Source organism: Micromonospora sp. LOL_014 (assembly GCF_048060245.1).
Classification (GTDB): Bacteria; Actinomycetota; Actinomycetes; order Mycobacteriales; family Micromonosporaceae; genus Micromonospora_E.
Genome location: NZ_JBHMIP010000017.1, coordinates 1 through 17,208 on the forward strand (window position 1 = coordinate 1; position 17,208 = coordinate 17,208).

General features: G+C 74.8%; 6 protein-coding genes and 1 pseudogene. All 7 read right to left on the bottom strand.

What is annotated here, in order from left to right:
- Positions 1–57 precede the first annotated feature (57 nt).
- Positions 58–1,968, bottom strand: coding sequence for a helix-turn-helix domain-containing protein (locus tag ACFHW1_RS16220; protein ID WP_416569029.1), 1,911 nt, complete (start codon positions 1,966–1,968; stop codon positions 58–60).
- Between the two features lie 287 nt (positions 1,969–2,255).
- A complete protein-coding gene (gene ccrA, locus ACFHW1_RS16225; RefSeq protein ID WP_416569038.1) occupies positions 2,256–3,596 on the bottom strand; it encodes a crotonyl-CoA carboxylase/reductase in 1,341 nt (446 codons plus the stop codon).
- A 107-nt stretch (positions 3,597–3,703) separates the two neighbouring features.
- Positions 3,704–4,417, bottom strand: a complete 714-nt coding sequence (locus ACFHW1_RS16230; protein WP_416615682.1) for a class I SAM-dependent DNA methyltransferase — start codon at positions 4,415–4,417, stop codon at positions 3,704–3,706.
- 19 nt (positions 4,418–4,436) lie between these two features.
- Complete coding sequence (locus ACFHW1_RS16235; RefSeq protein ID WP_416569031.1) at positions 4,437–5,738, bottom strand: activator-dependent family glycosyltransferase; 1,302 nt, start codon at positions 5,736–5,738, stop codon at positions 4,437–4,439.
- The gene (locus ACFHW1_RS16240; RefSeq protein ID WP_416569032.1) at positions 5,738–7,030 is read right to left on the bottom strand and encodes a P450-derived glycosyltransferase activator; all 1,293 of its coding nucleotides are present in this window, start codon (positions 7,028–7,030) and stop codon (positions 5,738–5,740) included. Before ACFHW1_RS16240 ends, ACFHW1_RS16235 begins: the two co-directional genes overlap by 1 nt.
- Positions 7,031–7,084: 54 nt before the next feature.
- On the bottom strand, positions 7,085–12,463 hold the full coding sequence (locus ACFHW1_RS16245) for an SDR family NAD(P)-dependent oxidoreductase (protein WP_416615683.1): 5,379 nt from the start codon (positions 12,461–12,463) through the stop codon (positions 7,085–7,087).
- 32 nt (positions 12,464–12,495) lie between these two features.
- Positions 12,496–17,205 (bottom strand): annotated as a pseudogene (locus ACFHW1_RS16250) (type I polyketide synthase); the annotation flags it as partial.
- Positions 17,206–17,208: the final 3 nt, after the last annotated feature.

Sequence of the window (17,208 nt, forward strand, 5' to 3'; positions counted from 1 at the left end):
CCGCCCGGACCAGCACCCGCACGGCGCGTCACGAGGCAAACGTTCCCTGACACGGCACTAGTCGTCGCGTTCCGCGCAGAGCAGGTCCCGGACCCGGTGCAGGCGCAGGGCGAGCTGCATGTCGAGGGCCCGGTCCGGTCTCTGCCAGTCGTCGCCGAGGAGCTGGGCGATGCGGTCCAGCCTTCGGGAGACGGTGTTCGGGTGGACGTGCAGCATCTCCGCCGCGCGGGTTCGGCTGCCGCCCGAGTCGAAGTAGACCTCCAGGGTCTCGGCGAGGTTGGCGAACCGCCGGGCGTCGTAGTTCAGCACCGGCCCGAGGACCCGGTCGACGAAGCCGGGGACGTCGCGGCCGTCGGCCACCAGCAGCCCGAGGAAGCCCAAGTCCCGCGAGCAGGCCGCCCGTCCCGTCGCGTCCAGCGCGGCCAGGGCGTCAACGCACCGGGCCGCCTCCTGGTAGGTACCTCTGACCGCGTCGGCGGTCCGCACCGGGCCGGCCCCGCCGGCGGTGACCGGCAGGCCGAGCAGCCCGCCCAGTTCGCGGGAGACGTCCCGGGCCCGGGCTCCCGGGTCGTGCCCGGGCAGCAGCAGCACCGCGTGTCCGTCGCGCATCGCCTTCATCCCGTCCAGCCCGTGCGCGACGGAGACCGCCCGTTCGACCACGCCGGGCGGGGCGGTGCCCTCGGGCCGGGCGACCACCACCACGTACGGCCGGTCCAGGTCGAACCGGGTCCGGCGGCCATGTTTGCCGTCCCGGTCCAGTTCCGGCCAGGGACCCAGCAGATCCTCCAGCAGCTGGTCGCCCGGACGACCCCGGATTCCGACGGTCTGGGTCAGCAGCAGTGCGACGGACTGGGCGACAGCCGGCAGGATCGCCATCCGCTCGGCGTCGAACGTCTCGTCGGGGTGGAACAGCACACAGCCGAGGTCGTCGGCGCTGGCGGTCACCGGCACCACCCAGGAGCCGGTGCTCAGCCGGGCGGGCCGGCCGGTGGTGCGGGCGCCGAGCCGGGCGCGGGACACTTCCCGCTCGTCGGGTGCAGGGAGGCCACCGACCGCGGCCAGCGCGACACCGGTCCGGTCGCGGACCTGCAACGCCCCACCCAGCCGACGTACCGCGCTGGCGGCCAGGTCGTCCAGTCCGCCGCTGTCGAGGACAAGCTGGACCAGTTCGGGTTGCAGGCCGCTCACCTCCCGGACCGCGCTCAGCTCGGCGCGGGCCTGGGCGGCCTCCTGCTGGGCCTGCTTGAGGTCGGCCAAGGTGTCGCAGAGCACGCTGATCCGGTTCACGGCGGTCGCCGCGAGGTCGGCGAGCAGGCGCAGGGCGGCCACCTCGTCCGGGGCGAAGTGCCGGATCTGCCGGTGGCCGACGTGCAGGTCCCCGAGGTGCTGGCCGTCCACCCACAGGGCCACCGACAGGACGGCGTGCAGCCCTTCCGCGCGGATCAGGCCGTCGGTGACCGGGTGACGTTCGAGCCGCTCGTCGGTAAGGTATTCGGCCGTCCAGGAGATCGGCTCACCGCCGCCGACGGGGACGAGCAGGCCGCGCCGGCGGGGCAGCCGGAAGCCGTCGTTCAGTGTGGTGGCCGCGCCGACGGCCGAGGCGATGTAGGAGTCGCCGGTCACCTTGTCGACCAGGCTGACGAACGCCACGTCGATGGCGAGCAGCAGTTGCGCCCGCCGGACGACCAGGTGCAGCCCGGCCTCCAGATTCGGGGCCCCGGCGAGGTCCCGGGCGGTGTCGACGAGGGCGGCCAGTTCGGCTCCGCGCCGGCACCGCCGGCCGACGGTCTCCCGCAGCTCCAGGGCGAGCCGCTTGGCCGTCACTATCCGGTCGAGCGCGGCCCGGTCCACGCCGTCGCGCTGCGCCTGCTGCACCAGTTCCTCGTACCGTGGGACGGGCGCCTCCCGGGCCAGGAGTTCGAAGAACTGAAGTTCGTGGTCTCGCGACGGAGAGCCGGAGCCAGTCATGCGTCCCACCACCTCGCACACAACGCCTACGGACAGGGGCCAGGAATCCGGGAATCTCCGTTTGCGGCCATCGATACACCTATCGTATCCCGCGAACCGCAACCGATCCCGCACAATCCTTTGTCGACGCTCTGGCGTGCACGGGTACCGCACTGCGCCCTGCCACACCCGCGCAGAGCTGGTCTTTCGCCGTCGGCACCGGGCGGACAGGCCGGCCAGGTCCGGCCCGTGCGAGGTTGCAGACACTTCCTGACTCTCCTATTTGTCCCCGACCGTCGTGAAAGGTCTCACTCCGGCACGCGGAACCGGTTGATCTCGGGTAGGTGGCGCTCCCGCAGCTCGACGTTCCGCACCCCGAGCCCGGACCGTGGCGCGAGTGCCAGGACACCCACCTTGCCCTGGTGGAGGTTGTGGTGCATGTCGTACACCGCCTGGCCGATCTCCTCCATCGGGTAGCAGCGGGACAGCGTCGGGTGGATCTTCCCCTTCACGACCAGCCGGTTGGCCTCCCACGCCTCCCGGTAGTTGGCGAAGTGGGTACCGATGATCCGCTTCAGAGACATCCACAGGTACCGGTTGTCGTAGACGTGCTCGAAGCCACTCGTCGAGGCGCAGGTGACCACGGTGCCGCCCTTGCGGGTGACGTAGACCGAGGCGCCGAAGGTCTCCCGGCCGGGATGCTCGAAGGCGATGTCGACGTCCTCGCCGCCGGTCAGCTCCCGGATCTGCCGGCCGAACCGCTTCCACTCCCGGGGGTTCTGGGTGTGCTCGTCGGACCAGAAGCGGTAGTCCTCGGCGACCCGGTCGACGATGGCCTCGGCGCCCATCCGGCGGCAGATCTCGGCCTTCTGCGGACTGGAGACCACGCAGACCGGGTTGGCCCCGCCAGCCAGCGCGAGCTGGGTGGCGTGCGCCCCGAGGCCGCCGGTGGCGCCCCAGATGAGGACGTTGTCGCCCTGCTTCATCCGGGCCCCGTTGCCGGAGACGAGCTGCCGGTAGGCGGTGGAGTTGACCAGCCCCAGCGAGGCGGCCTCCTCCCAGGTCAGGTGGGCCGGCTTGGGCATCAGCTGGTTGGCCTTGACCAGCGCGATCTCGGCGAGCCCGCCGAAGTTGGTCTCGAAACCCCAGATGCGCTGCTCCGGGTCGAGCATGGTGTCGCCGTGGCCGTCGGCGGACTCCAGCTCCACCGAGAGGCAGTGCGCGACGACCTCGTCGCCCGGCCGCCAGCGGTTCACCCCCGGTCCGACGCGCAGCACCACGCCGGCCAGGTCCGAGCCGAGGACGTGGTACGGCAGGTCGTGTCGCCGGGCCAGCTCGGACAGACGGCCGTACCGCTCCAGGAAACCGAAGGTGGCCAACGGTTCGAAGATCGACGACCAGACGGTGTTGTAGTTGACCGAGCTGGCCAGCACCGCGACGAGGGCCTCCCCGGGACCGAGTTCGGGGACAGGCACCTCCTCGACGTGCAACGACTTGCGCGGGTCCTTCTCCTGGCGGGAGAGGCCCGCGAACATCTCCGTCTCGTCCTTGTGCACGGTCACCGCCCGGTACGAGGGCGGCAACGGCAGGGCGGCCAGCTCCCGCGCGTCCGGCTCCGGAGCGAGGATCGCGTCGAGGATGCGGTTCATTTCGGTGGTGTCTCGCACCTGTGTCTCCCAGGAGTCGGGGTGGGCGGGAAGGGGTCAGGTCACGTTCCGGCGTCCGGGGCCGAGCCCCGGGGGGCCGGGCCGGGCGGTCAGGGGTGGACGCCGACGAAGAGGCCCCGGCCGGACGGGCCGGGCGTCAGGTACTCCGTGGTGAAGCCGGACCGCGCGAAGGCGCGCTCGTAGTCGGCCCGCTCGAAGAGGGTGATCAGATGGCTCTCGTCGAAGTGCCGGATCCCACCGTCGGCGCTGGCCACCAGGTAGTGCACGGTGATTCGGGTGGTGCCGCCCTCACGCACCGAGTGGGAGACGCGGGAGATGGTGCGGCCGTCGACCTCCAGCAGGCTCGCGCCCACGTACCCGGGCGTGAACGTCTCCGGGAACCACCACGGCTCGACGATCACCACACCCCCGGGGGACAGATGCGCGGCGAACCGGGCCAGCGTCGCGTCCAGCTCGGCTGTTGTCCCCAGGTGGCCCACCGAGCTGAACATGCAGGTGATGACGTCGTAGCGATGTCCCAGGTCGAAGGTACGCATGTCTCCGAGGTGCAGGGCCGCGCCGGGGTTGCGCTGCTGGGCGATGCTCAGCATGTCCGGGGCCAGCTCGACGCCGCCCACGTCGTCGAAGAGCCCGGCGAGGTGCCGCAGGTGCAGGCCGGTACCGCAGGCCACGTCCAGCAACGTCCGGGCACCTGGCCGGCGGGCCCTGGCCAACGCCGTCAGCTCCTCCGCCTCCGCCGCGTAGTCCTTGCCTTTCCCCTGATACACCAGGTCGTAGACCTCGGCGATGGCGTCCGCGTACATCATGGATCGTGTCAGCCCTTCACGAGTGGTCGGTGGCAGTGCCGGCCGGACGGCCGGACCGGTGCGCTGCGATGAGGGACTCCAGGATCCGGACCACCTCGGCCGGCGACGGTGCGGCAAGCAGCTCGTCGCGTTGCCGACGGGCAGCGGCCGTGATCGACGGATCGCCGAGGACCCGGGCCACGGCGGCACGCAGGGAGTCGGCGGTCAGCTCCTCCGGCCGGATGGCGATGCCCGCCCCGAGCCGTTCCGCCTGCTGCGCCTTGAGCGGGGCGTCCCACAACGACGGGATCATGATCTGCGGGACGCCGTAGAGCGTCGCCGTCGACCAGGTGCCCGCGCCGCCGTGGTGGATGATCACGGCGCAGCTCGGCAGTAGCACGTCGAGTGGCACGAAGTCGCAGATCCGGACGTTGTCCGGAAGGTCGCCGAGGTGGTCGCGCTGGGCGTCGCTCAGCGTAGCCACGACCTCCACGTCCAGGTCGCCGAGGGCGCCGAGCAGCTCCTGGAAGGAGACCGCGTCCTTGCCGTACGTCTCCCGGCTCGACACCCCCAGGGTCAGGCAGACCCGGGGCCGCTCGGCCTTGGCCACCCACTCGGGCACCACCGACGGACTGTTGTACGGCACGTACCGCATGGCCACCCGGCGACCGGGGACGGGCAGGCCGGTGCTCCCTGGTGTGGGGTCGACGGTCCACTCGCCGGTGACCAGGGTCTCCACCTCGTCCTCGCCGATCTGGCAGCCGTACCGGTGCAGCGTCCAGCGCAGCCATTCGGCCATCGGGTCCTCGCGCTGCTCGGCCGGCAGCCCCGCCAGCGCCTCGGTGAACAGCCGCCGGGAGTTGCCCACCACGTCGGGCCCCCAGAGCAGCCGGGCGTGCACCGCCCCGACGACCCGGGCCGCGACCGGCCCGGCGTAGGTAAACGGCTCCCAGAGAACCAGGTCCGGCTGCCAGGAGCGGGCCAGCGCGACCATGTCGTCCATGGTGGAGTCTCCGTTGAGCGGGGCGAAGCACAGCGCCGTGAGCATCGTCTGCTGGCCGAGCAGGTACTCCCAGGTCAGCACCTCGGGCCGGGTCTCGGTGAAGTCCAGGCCCCGCTGGTACGGCACCAGGTCGCCACCGATCTCGGTAAGCAGGTCGATGATCGCCTGGTCGTCGCCGACCGGGACGGCGGTCAGCCCGGACGTCACGATGGTGTCGGTGAGCGAGGGCTGGCTCGCCACCCGGACCTCGTGGCCGGCCGCACGCAGCGCCCAGGCAAGCGGTACCAGGCTGTAGTAGTGGGTGTTGTGCGCGAAGGACGTGATCAAAACCCGCATCAGGTGGCCTCTTTCGTCGCCGGGCGGTCATCGGGCTCAGGGGTGCCGCCGTCCCGGGTGACCGGGAGCCGGGCGTGGCCGAGCAGGACGGGCGAGCGTCGCCACCGGACCCCGCGCCCGGCCGGCCGCAGCGTGGGTGCCGCCTCGGCCAGGGTCCGCAGGGCGGTCGTGACGACGAGCCGAATCAGTTCCCCCGCCCCGGCCAGGTGCGGCACCCCGACGAGTCCGAGCGCCGGGGCCGCCGGGCGGGTCAGGTCGAAGCCGTCCCGGCCGGGGTCGCCCGCCGCGAGCACCGCCCGGTTCGCGGCGGCGACCAGCACGACCAGGTGACCGTCCGCCGGGACGAGCTGCCCGACGACGGTGACGTCCTCCAGCGCGACCCGGCTCTCCAGACGCACCGGAGGGAACCAGCGCAGGGTCTCCTCGACGGCGACGGCGGCCAGGTCGGGGTCGGCACGGAGCAGGGCCCACTGCGAGGGCCGGTCCAGCAGTGCCCGGACCGCGCTGCAGAGCAGGGTCGTCGCCGGTTCGGCGGTGCCGACCGCCAGGGCAAGCCTGGCGGTCACCCGGTCGTCGGCCCGCACGTCAGTGGCCGGGCCGGCCGCGGACGCGCCCTGGGTCGCTGCGGACGCCTCGGCGAGCAGGCCGGCCAGTTCGGCGGTGGCGGCCGCCATGGCCAGGGCGTGCGCCACGGTCTGCGGGCAGAGCCGGCTGTCCAGGGTCCGACCGGCGGCGGCCAGGGTCTGCTCGAACCGGCCCTGCCGACCGGCCGGCACCCCGAGCAGGTCGGCCAGGACCGACGCGGTCAGTCGGCGGGCCAGGGTGGCGAGGTCCACGTCGGTCCCGGCCCCGTCGAGCAGGGTCAGGGTGCTCTTCTCGACCCGGATCCGCAGCCCTTCGGCGTCGGTGCGCAGGACCGGGCCGCCGAGCCCGGTGAGCGCGTCGAGTCGCCGCCGCGTCTCCGGCCCGTAGTCCAGCGCGGTACCGGCCAGCGGCAGGGTCTGCTCGGCGGGGCGGTGCCCGGACCGGTTCAGCCAGCCGAACCGGTCGTCGGTCAGCACCTCGCCGGCCAACGCGGCGTCCCCGGTCACCCAGGTGTCCAGGTGGTCGCTGCGGAACAGCGGCCCGTGCGCGACCACCTGTTGCTCGTACCGGGTGGGGTCGTCGGTCTCCGCCCGCAGGATCAGCGCGTACGGGTCGCCGTGGTTGCCGGCGAACCACTGCGCCGCGCGGGTCAGTTGCAGCCGGCGAGCCCAGGTCGCGGGGTCTCCGTCAATGAGGGCTGTGGTCATCTGCGTTTCCTCCTGCTGTCGTCGGGTCAGCGGGGACGGACCGGACCGGACGGGTCACGGCACGCGGTTCGGGCACACCTCGTCGAGCCACGTGTGCACGGTCGCGGCGGTGACCGCCGCGTGTTCGGTCATCATCGAGAAGTGGGTGCCGGGCACCTCGGTGCTGGTGTGCGCGCCGGCCCAGTGCGAGCGCCAGTCCTGCCTGGCGTCGTCCGGCCAGGTGCCCATCGGCTCGCCGGCGTACAGGTGCAGGACGGGCGCCCGGGTCGGCCGGGGCACCCAGTCCAGGAGCATCCGGTGGTACGCGCCCATGGCGGTCAACCGGGTGTCGTCGACCGGCAGGACGGACCGTTCGGTGGCCCAGGCCAGCATCTCCTCCCGCCACATCCCCATCGCCCCGGGGGCGGCGGGCGTGTAGATGTCCATCAGCACCAGGGCCACCGGCCCGCTGCACCGGGCCTCCAGGTGCAACGCCAGCGCGTGTGCCATGTTCGCCCCGGCGGAGTGGCCCACCAGGACGAAGGCTCTCCCGGCGGCGTACGCCCGGACGGCGTCGGCCTGGGCGTCGAGCAGGGCGTCCAGCCCGGCGGGCAGCGGCTCGCCGGGCAGGAAGCCGGTCTGCGGCAGCACGGCGACGTCGCGCTGGCCGGCCAACGCCGCGGCGAAGGCCGTGAACTCCCGGGGGCCGGACGCCACGGCGGTGCCCGCGCAGCAGATCAGCAGAGGGCCGCCCGCCCCGGTAGCGAGCGGCACCGGCGTCGGCTGCCGCCCGTTCAACTCAGCCGGGCTGGTGAAGAGGGGACGGAAGGTGGCGACGGTGCCGAGGACCGTCACCGCTTCGCCGGCCCGACCGTCGCCGACCGCCCGCCGGTACATGCCGACCAGGGCGCTCTCAGCCGCCGACGGGGCCGCTGCGCCGGCCACGTCCGAGCCCAACCGGTGCAGATGCGCGGCGAGGGCGTCGGGGGTGCCGTGGTCGAAGACCACGGCACCCGGCAGATCCAGCCCGGTGGCCGCGGCGAGCCGGCGGCGCAGGTGCACGGCGGCCAGAGAATCGACACCGAGGGCGGCGAACTCCGCGTCGGCCGGGACGTCGTCGGTGCCGTCGTGCCCCAGCACCTCGGCCGCCTCGGCGAGGACCAGGGCCAGCAGGGCGGCCCGGTCGGCGGTCGCCGGCAGGCGTCGCGGGGGCACGTCGGCGGGTGCCGGGTCGGCCGGGCCAGGCTCCCCGGCCGGCAGATCAGCCAGCAGCGGGGCGGGTCGGGCGGCGGCGAACCCGGCGGCGAACCGGGCCCAGTCCGTGTCGGAAACAGTCACCCCGGTCTCGTCGGCGTCCAGGATCCGCCCGAGTGCGGTGAGCGCGGCCCCCGGGGCCATCGCGCGCACGCCCCGCCGGCGCAGGTACTCCTCCCCCACGCCCTCGCCCATCCCGGCCCCACCCCAGACGCCCCAGGCGACGGAGGTGGCGGGCAGCCCGGCGGCGCGGCGGCGCGCGGCGAGCGCGTCGAGGGCGGCGTTGGCTGCCGCGTACGCGCACTGCCCGCCGCTGCCCCACACCCCGGCGGCGGACGCGAAGGTGACGAAGGCGTTCAGGTCGCCGGTGAGGTCGTGCAGGTGCACCGCCCCGGCGACCTTTCCGGCGCAGACCTCGGCGAACGACTCCGCGCTGGTCTCGCACAGTGGTGACACCTGCGGCACGCCCGCCGCGTGGAAGACCGCGGTGAGCGGCGCGTCGGCAGGCAGATCGGCGAGCAGGTCGGCCACCGCCGCCCGGTCGGCGACGTCGCAGGCGACCACGGTCACCGAGGCGCCGAGCGCGGTCAGTTCCGCCCGCAACGCGGCGGCACCGGGGGCGTCGTCGCCCCGGCGGCTGGTGAGCACGAGGTGCGCCGCCCCGGCGCGCGCCAGCCAGCGGGCGGTGTGCGCGCCGAGCGCCCCGGTGCCGCCGGTCACCAGCACCGTGCCGTGTGGACGCCAGGACCGCGCGGCCGCTGGCGGCGGGGCGGGGACCAGCCGGCGGGCGTACGCGACGCCGGCCCGGACCGCCACCTGGTCCTCCGCGCCGGTCAGGGCGGCCCGGAGCCGGTCCCAGTCCTGGTCGTCCGGCTCGGCCGGCAGATCCACCAGGCCGCCCCAGAGCCGGGGCAGTTCCAGCGCGGCGACCCGGCCGAAGCCCCAGAGCTGGGCCCCGGCGACTGACGGACCCTCGCCGGCCGTCACGGCGACCGACTGCCGGGTCACACACCACAGTGGCGCGGACGCCGCCCGGTCGGCCAGGGCCTGGGTGAGGAACAGGGTCGCCAGCACCCCGCTGGGCACCGCGACGAACCGGGGATGCGGCCGGTCGTCGTCGCCCAGCAGGCTGAGCAACCCGTCCGGACGGGTGCCGCCGACGGCGTCGGCCAGCAGCGCGGCGAGGGTGTCCCGGTCGACGTCGGAGGCGTCCACAGTCACCGGGGTCACCGTGGCACCGGCGCGCCGCAGGGCCGCCTCGGCCGCGCCGGGCAGCGACGGGCGGCCCGGGTGGGTGGGCGCCAGGAGGATCCAGTGCCCACTCCGCGAACCGGGGTCGGCGGCCGGCGGCGGCAGAGACCGCCAGTCGATCCGGTACCGCCAGTCGTCGACGCGCGGGACCGGCGGGGCGGGCGGGGACACCCAGTACCGCCGGTGCTGGAAGGCGTACGTGGGCAGCTCGACCCGGCGGGCGCCGGTGCCGGCGAAGAGCCGGGACCAGTCCAGTTCGGTGCCGCCCGCGTACGCGGTGGCGAGCGCGGTCAGCAGGGTGACCGCCTCCGGCCGGCCGGGACGCAGCAGCGGTACCAGCACCGGCTCCCGCCCGGTGTCGGTGTCGGTGTCGGTGAGGCTCTCCTCGGCCAGCCCACACAGCACCCCGTCGGGGCCGAGTTCGACGAAGGTGGCGACACCCCGGTCCCGGGCCGCGTGCACCCCGTCACGGAACCGGACGGGCCGGCGGACGTGCCGGACCCAGTACTCGGGGTCGCGCAGCTCCTCGGCGGTGGCGAACCGACCGGTCACGTTCGACACCACCGGGATACGCGGGGGGTGGTAGGTGAGGCCCCGCGCCACCTGCCGGAACGGCTCCAGCATCGGGTCCATCAGGGGCGAGTGAAACGCGTGGCTGACGGTGAGGCGCTTCGCCTTGTGGCCGAGGGCGGCGCAGCGCTCGGCGACGGCCAGCACGATTTGCTCGTCGCCGGAGAGGACGACCGCGCGAGGCCCGTTGACCGCAGCCACGGCGGCCCGGTCCCCATGCCCGGCCAGCAGCGGCGCGACCTCGGCCTCGGTGGCCCGGACCGCCACCATCGCGCCGCCTGGCGGCAGCTCGCCCATCAGCCGCCCGCGCGCCGCGACCAGCGCGCACGCGTCGTCGACGGCGAGCACCCCGGCAACGTGGGCAGCGGCCAGTTCGCCCACCGAATGGCCGAGCAGCGCGTCGGGGCGCACCCCCCAGCCGTCGAGCAGCCGGAACAGCGCCACCTCGACGGCGAAGAGGGCGGCCTGCGCGTACCGGGTGCCGTCCAGCAGCCGGGCGTCGGCCGAGTCCGGCTCGGCGAAGAGCACCCGCAGAAGGGGACGGTCGAGGTACCGGTCCAGCCCGGCGACGAGCTGGTCCAGGGCGGCGGCGAAGGCCGGGTAGGCCCCGTACAGCTCCCGCGCCGCACCCACCCGCTGGCTGCCCTGCCCGGTGAAGAGGAAGGCGGTCCCGCCATCGCGCCGTACCGTGTCCCGGACCAGGCCGGGTGCGGGGCCGCTGGCGGCCAGCGCGTCGAGGGCGTGGCGCAGGCCGTCCCCGTCGGGTGCCAACAGTACCGCCCGGTGGGCCAGGGCGGCCCGGGTGGTGGCCAGGGAGAACCCGACGTCCAGTGGGTCCGGTTCGGTGGCCGCAGCCAGGTGCGCACGCAGGCGATCGGCCTGGGCGCGCAGCGCGGCTTCGGTGCGGGCGGAGAGCACCCATGGCATCAGCGGCAGGGCCGTCGGAGGGGCCGCCCCGGCGGGCGGGGCCGGGGCGGCGGTGGAGGGTGCGGGCGGCTGCTCGACGATCACGTGGGCGTTGGTGCCGCTGACGCCGAACGCGGAGATCGCGGCCCGTCGGGGCGCCCCGGACACCGCCGGCCAGGGCACCGCCCCGGTCGCCAGCCGGACTGCCCCGGTGGACCAGTCGACCAGCGGGGTCGGCACCTCGGCGTGCAGGGTGGGTGGGATCGCCTCGGCCCGCATCGCCATCAGCATCTTGATCAGTCCGCCGACGCCGGCCGCCGCCTGGGCGTGGCCGATGTTGGACTTCAGTGAGCCGAGCCAGAGCGGCCGGTCCTGGTCCCGGTCGGCGCCGTAGGTGGCGAGCAGGGCCTGCGCCTCGATCGGGTCGCCGAGCCGGGTACCGGTGCCATGCGCCTCGACCACGTCGACCTGGTCGGAACCGAGCCTGGCGTCGGCCAGGGCCAGCCGGATGACCCGCTGCTGGGCCGGGCCGCTCGGGGCGGTCAGCCCGTTGCTGGCACCGTCCTGGTTGACCGCCGAGCCCCGAATCAGCCCCAGCACCCAACGGCCGTCACGGACGGCGTCGGAGAGGCGTTGCAGAACCAGGACGCCGACGCCCTCCGCCCAGCCGGTGCCGTCCGCGCCCGCGCCGAAGGCCTTGCAGCGGCCGTCGGCCGCCAGGCCCCGCTGCCGGGAGAACTCGACGAAGGCCGCCGGGTCCGGCATCACGGCCACTCCACCGGCCAGCGCCAGCCCACACTCCCCGCGGCGCAGCGCCTGCACCGCCAGGTGCACCGCGACCAGCGAGGACGAGCAGGCCGTTTCGACGGTCAGCGCCGGGCCCTCCAGCCCGAGTACGTACGAGATCCGTCCGGACAGGACGGCGTCCGCGCTGCCGGTCAGCCGGAAGCCCGCCGACCCCTCGGGCACCTGCGACGGGTCGGTCGCGTACCCCTGGTGGGCGGCGCCGACGTACACCCCGGTCCGGGAGCCGCGCAGGCTGCGCGGATCCGTCCCGGCGCGCTCCAGCGCCTCCCAGGACACCTCCAGCAGCAGCCGCTGCTGCGGGTCCATCACGATCGCCTCGTGCGGGGAGATCCCGAAGAAGGCGGCGTCGAAGTCGCCCGCCCCGGTGAGGAACCCGCCCTGCCGGCAGTAGGTGGTGTGCGGCGACTCGGGATCCGGGTCGAACACCGCGTCGACGTCCCAGCCCCGGTCGGCGGGGAAGTCACCGATCGCGTCGGTGCCCGACGCGACCAGCCGCCACAGGTCCTCGGGGGAGGCCACCCCGCCCGGGTAGCGGCAGGCCATCCCCAGCACGGCGACGGGCTCGTGGAGCGCTGCGAGCAGTTCCCGGTGCTGTCGGCGCAGCCGCTCGGTCTCCTTGACGGAGGTCCGCAGCGCCTCGATCACCTTGTCGGGGGGCATGGCCATGGGTGGGCTCCTTGAGGAAGGGGTCGGGCGGGTCAGGAGCCGGCGCTGTCCAGCGCCATACGCACCAGTTCCTCCGAGTCGAGGTCGTCGATCTCGTCGGTGACCGGGTCGGGCCGGGACGGCACCGCGTCGTCGCGCAGCCCGGCCAGCGCGAGCAGGCCGTCCAGCAGCCCGGCGTCACGCAGTCGGGCCAGCGGCAGGGTGGCCAACGCCCGCCGGACCTCGGCCTCACCGGGTTCGCCGCCGGTTGGCGCGGGCGCCACCAGCCCGTCCAGATGCCCGGCGACCGCCGTCGCGGTGGGATGGTCGAAGACCAGCGTCGCCGGCAGCGGCACGCCGACCGCGGCCTTGAGCCGCTTGGCCAGGTCGACGGCGGTGAGCGAGTCGAAGCCGATCTCCCGGAACGCGGCGTCCGGGCCGACGTGCTCCGGGCCGGGGTGCCCGAGGACGGCGGCGACGTGCCGGCGGACGAGGTCGAGCAGGATCCGGTGGCGTTCCTGCGGGGCCGCCGCGGCGAGCCGCTGCGCCAGGTCGTTGTCGGCGGGTGCCGCCCCCGGCGACACGGCGGCGGCCAGCGCGGCACCGACCTCCGGCAGGTCGCCGATCAGCGCGCTGGGCCGGAACGCGGTGAACCCGGCAGTGAACAGGGCCCAGTCCACATCGGCGACGGCGACGAAGGTCTCGTCCCGGTCCAGGGCCGCCAGCAGGGCGTCCACGCCCCGCTCGGGCGGCATCGGCCGCAGGCCCCGGCGGCTGAGGTAGTCCCCGGCGGCGCCGTCCCCCATGCCACCCGCGCCCCACAGGCCCCAGGCGACAGAGGTGGCGATGTGGCCCTCGGCGCGACGCCGTTCGGCGAGCGCGTCCAGGGCCGCGTTGGCCGCCCCGTACGCGCTCTGCCCGCTGCTGCCCCACACGCCCGCGTTCGAGGAGTACAGGACGAAGGCGTCCAGGTCGTACCGCCGGGTGAGCTCGTCGAGGTGCCGGGCCCCGGCGACCTTCCCGGCGAACACCTCGGCGACCTCGGGCAGACCGGTCTCGTCGATCGGCACCGAGTGCGCGACGCCCGCCGTGTGGAACACAGCGGTCAGCGGCGGGTCGGCGGGCAGGCCGGCGAGCAGCTCCGCCACGGCGGCCCGGTCCGCGACGTCGCAGGCGGCCACGGTCACCTCGACGCCCAGCGCGCGCAACTCCTCGACCAGGTCGGACGTGCCCGGGGCGTCCGACCCGCGCCGGCTGGTCAGCACGAGGTGCGCGGCCCCGTCGGCGGCCAGCCGGCGGGCCACGTGCGCGCCGAGCGCGCCGGTGCCGCCGGTGACCAGGACGGTGCCCCGGGGCCGGTACGCGCGCTTCTGGGGCAGCGTGGGCGCGCGCCGCAGCCGACGGCCGTACGCGACCGCGCCACGCAGCGCGACCTGGTCTTCCGCGCCGGTCAGCAGGTCGACCAGCAGGTCCCAGACCGGCCCGTTCGCCGCGGTGGGCAGGTCGACAAGTCCGCCCCACGACCGGGGCAGTTCGAGCGCTGCGACGCGGCCGAACCCCCAGACCTGCGCCTGGTGGTCGTCGGCGGTCTCGGTCGGCGCGACGGCGACCGCGCCCCGGGTGACGGTCCACAGCCGGGCCGCAGGCAGGGCGTCAGCGACGGCCTGGGTGAGCAGCAAGGTCGCGGTGGTGGCGACGGCGACGGCCGGGTGCTCGGGGTGCGGACGACGGTCGGTGCCGAGCAGGGACAGCACGCCCTCGGTGTCCGGGCCGGCGGTGGTGGTGAGCAGCGCGGCGAGGGCGGCCCGGTCGGCGGTGACCGGATCGACGCTCAGGTGCCGCACCTGCGCGCCCCGCGCGGTGAGCGCAGCCGTGGCCGCCTCGACCGGCTCCGCCGGCTGGTCCCCGGCGGTGACCAGCAGCCACCGTCCGGTCAGCGGGCCACCGGTGTGCGCCAGCCGCTTCCAGCCGACCCGGTACCGCCAGCCGTCCACTGTCGTCGCGGCGGTGGCCGGAGCGGCGGGCTCCAGCCAGTAGCGCTGCCGCTGGAAGGCGTAGGTGGGCAGGTCCACGGCGGTGCGGGCGGTACCGGCCAGGGCCCGGGACCAGTCCACGGCCACCCCCTGGGTGAACGCTTCGGCCGCCGAGGTCAGGAACCGGGCCAGGCCGCCCGCGTCCCGGCGCAGCGACCCGACGGCCACCACCCGGACGCCGGCCGCGTCCGCGATCTGCTGGATGCCGGGAACGAGGACGGCGTGCGCGGCGGCCTCCACGAAGGTGCGGTGCCCGGCGTCGAGCAGTAGCCCGACGGTCTCCGCGAAGCGGACCTGACCGCGGAGGTTCCGGTACCAGTACCCGGCGTCCAGGGCGGTGGTGTCGATCCGGGCGACATCCACTGTGGAGTAGAAGGGGATCTGCGCCGGGCGGGCGGCCACGGGGCCGAGGGCGGTGAGCAGGTCGTCGCGCAGCCGCTCGACGTGCGCCGAGTGGGAGGCGTAGTCCACCGGGATCCGCCGGACCCGGACCTGCTCCGCCTCGTACGCCGCGACCAGGGCGGTGACCGCGTCGGCGTACCCGGCGACCACGGTGGACTGCGGCCCGTTGACGGCAGCCACGTCGAGCCGCCCCGCCCAGTCAGCCAGCCGAGGCGCGACCTGGTCGGCCGGGAGCTGGACCGAGGCCATGCCACCAGGGCCGGAGAGCACCCGGCCGATGACCTGGGACCGCAGCGCGACCACCCGGGCGGCGTCGGCCAGGGTCAACGCGCCGCACACCACGGCGGCGGCGATCTCGCCCTGGGAGTGGCCGACCACCGCGTCCGGCTCGACGCCGAGCGAGCGCCACAGCTCGGCCAGGGACACCATCACCGCCCAGGAAGCCGGCTGGAGCACGTCGACGCGCTCCAGCGGCGGGCTGCCGGCAGTGCCCCGGACCACGTCGCCTAGCTTCCAGGCGGTGTACGCCGCCAGCGCCTGCTCGCAGCGGGCCATCGACTCGGCGAAGACCGGTGCCTCGTCGAGCAGGTCGGCGGCCATGCCGGCCCAGTGCGTGCCCTGGCCGGGGAAGACGAAGACGGTCCGCCCGGTCGGCGCGGCGAGACCGGTCGTCACGGTGGGGCCGGGTTCGCCCGTGGCCAGCAGATCCAGCGCGTCGAGCGCCGGTTGCCGGTCGGTGGCCGTCACCACCGCCCGGTGGTCGAAGACGGACCGGGTGGTGGCCAGTGCGAGGCCGGTGGCGGCCAGGTCGGGGGCCGGGGTGGCCGCCAGGGTGTCGCGCAACCGCCGGGCCTGCCCGGCCAGCGCCGCCGCCGACCGGGCGGAGAGCACCAGCGGCACCACCGGCAGCGGGGTGCCGGTCGTGGCGGTCGGATCGGCAGACGCGGGGGCCTGCTCAAGCACCACGTGGGCGTTGGTGCCGCTGACCCCGAAGGAGGAGACCCCGGCGCGGCGCGGCCGGTCCGTCTGCGGCCACGGCCTCGCCTCGCGCAGCAGGGCAAGCTGACCGGTCGACCAGTCGACCTCGGTGGTCGGGGTGTCCACGTGCAGGGTCGGCGGCAGGATCCCGTGCCGCATCGCCAGCACTGTCTTGATCACCCCACCGACTCCGGCGGCGGCCTGGGTGTGGCCGATGTTCGACTTCAGTGAGCCGAGCCAGAGCGGCCGGTCGGCGGGCCGGCCGGCACCGTAGACGGCCATCAGGGCCCGCGCCTCGATCGGGTCGCCGAGCCGGGTACCCGTGCCGTGGGCCTCGATCACGTCGACGTCCGCCGCCGGCACCTGGGCGTCAACCAGCGCCTGCCGCAACACCCGTTCCTGGGCCGGGCCGCTGGGCGCGGTGAGCCCGTTGCTGGCCCCGTCCTGATTGACCGCTGTGCCGGTGACCAGGGCCAGCACCCGGCGCCCGTGCCGGACAGCGTCGGAGAGCCGCTCCACGACCAGCATGCCGACTCCCTCGGCCGGCCCGAACCCGTCCGCCGCGTCGGCGAACGCCTTGCAGCGGCCGTCTGGGGCCAGCCCCCGTTGCCGGGAAAACTGTACGAACACCGCCGGGTCGGCCAGCACCGTGGCCCCGCCGGCCAGTACCAGGTCGCACTCCCCCTGCCGCAGCGCCCGTACCGCCAGGTGGAGGGCCACCAGCGACGACGAGCAGGCGGTGTCCACGGTGACCGCCGGGCCCTCCAGGCCCAACAGATACGAGATGCGCCCGGAGGTAAAGCTGACCACGCCGCCGGTCAGCAGGTGCCCCTCCAGTTCTGCCGAGGGTTGCCCGGCCAGGTCGGTGTAGCCGTTGTGCCAGGCCCCGACGAACACTCCGGTACGGCTGCCACGCAGCAGGTCAGGGGGGATACCGGCGCGCTCCAGTGCTTCCCAGGAGGTCTCCAGCAGCAGCCGCTGTTGCGGGTCCATGGTCAGCGCCTCGCGGGGCGAGGTGCCGAAGAAGGCGGCGTCGAAGTCACCGACCCCGTCGAGGAAGCCACCCTCCCGGCAGTAGGTACGCCCCGCGGCCGCCGGGTCCGGGTCGTACAGCGCGTGGCCGTCCCAGCCATGGTCGTCGGGAAACGGGGAGATCGCGTCCGTACCCGAGGCCACCAACTCCCACAGCTCCTCCGGGGAGCTGACCCCGCCCGGGTAGCGGCAGGCCATCCCGACGATCGCGATCGGCTCGTGCGCCCGCGACTCGACCGCGCGCAGCCGGTCGGAGACCCGGGTGAGTTCGGTGGTGGTCCACTTCAGGTACTCGCGGAGCTTCTGCTCGTCCGACATGCC

Excerpts from the sequence above, each read along its gene's own strand:
- ACFHW1_RS16220 (WP_416569029.1), bottom strand. The coding sequence starts at position 1,968 with ATGACTGGCTCCGGCTCTCCGTCGCGAGACCACGAACTTCAGTTCTTC.
- ACFHW1_RS16245 (WP_416615683.1), bottom strand. The coding sequence starts at position 12,463 with ATGGCCATGCCCCCCGACAAGGTGATCGAGGCGCTGCGGACCTCCGTC.
- ACFHW1_RS16235 (WP_416569031.1), bottom strand. The coding sequence starts at position 5,738 with ATGCGGGTTTTGATCACGTCCTTCGCGCACAACACCCACTACTACAGC.
- ACFHW1_RS16230 (WP_416615682.1), bottom strand. The coding sequence starts at position 4,417 with ATGTACGCGGACGCCATCGCCGAGGTCTACGACCTGGTGTATCAGGGG.
- ACFHW1_RS16240 (WP_416569032.1), bottom strand. The coding sequence starts at position 7,030 with ATGACCACAGCCCTCATTGACGGAGACCCCGCGACCTGGGCTCGCCGG.
- ccrA (WP_416569038.1), bottom strand. The coding sequence starts at position 3,596 with ATGAACCGCATCCTCGACGCGATCCTCGCTCCGGAGCCGGACGCGCGG.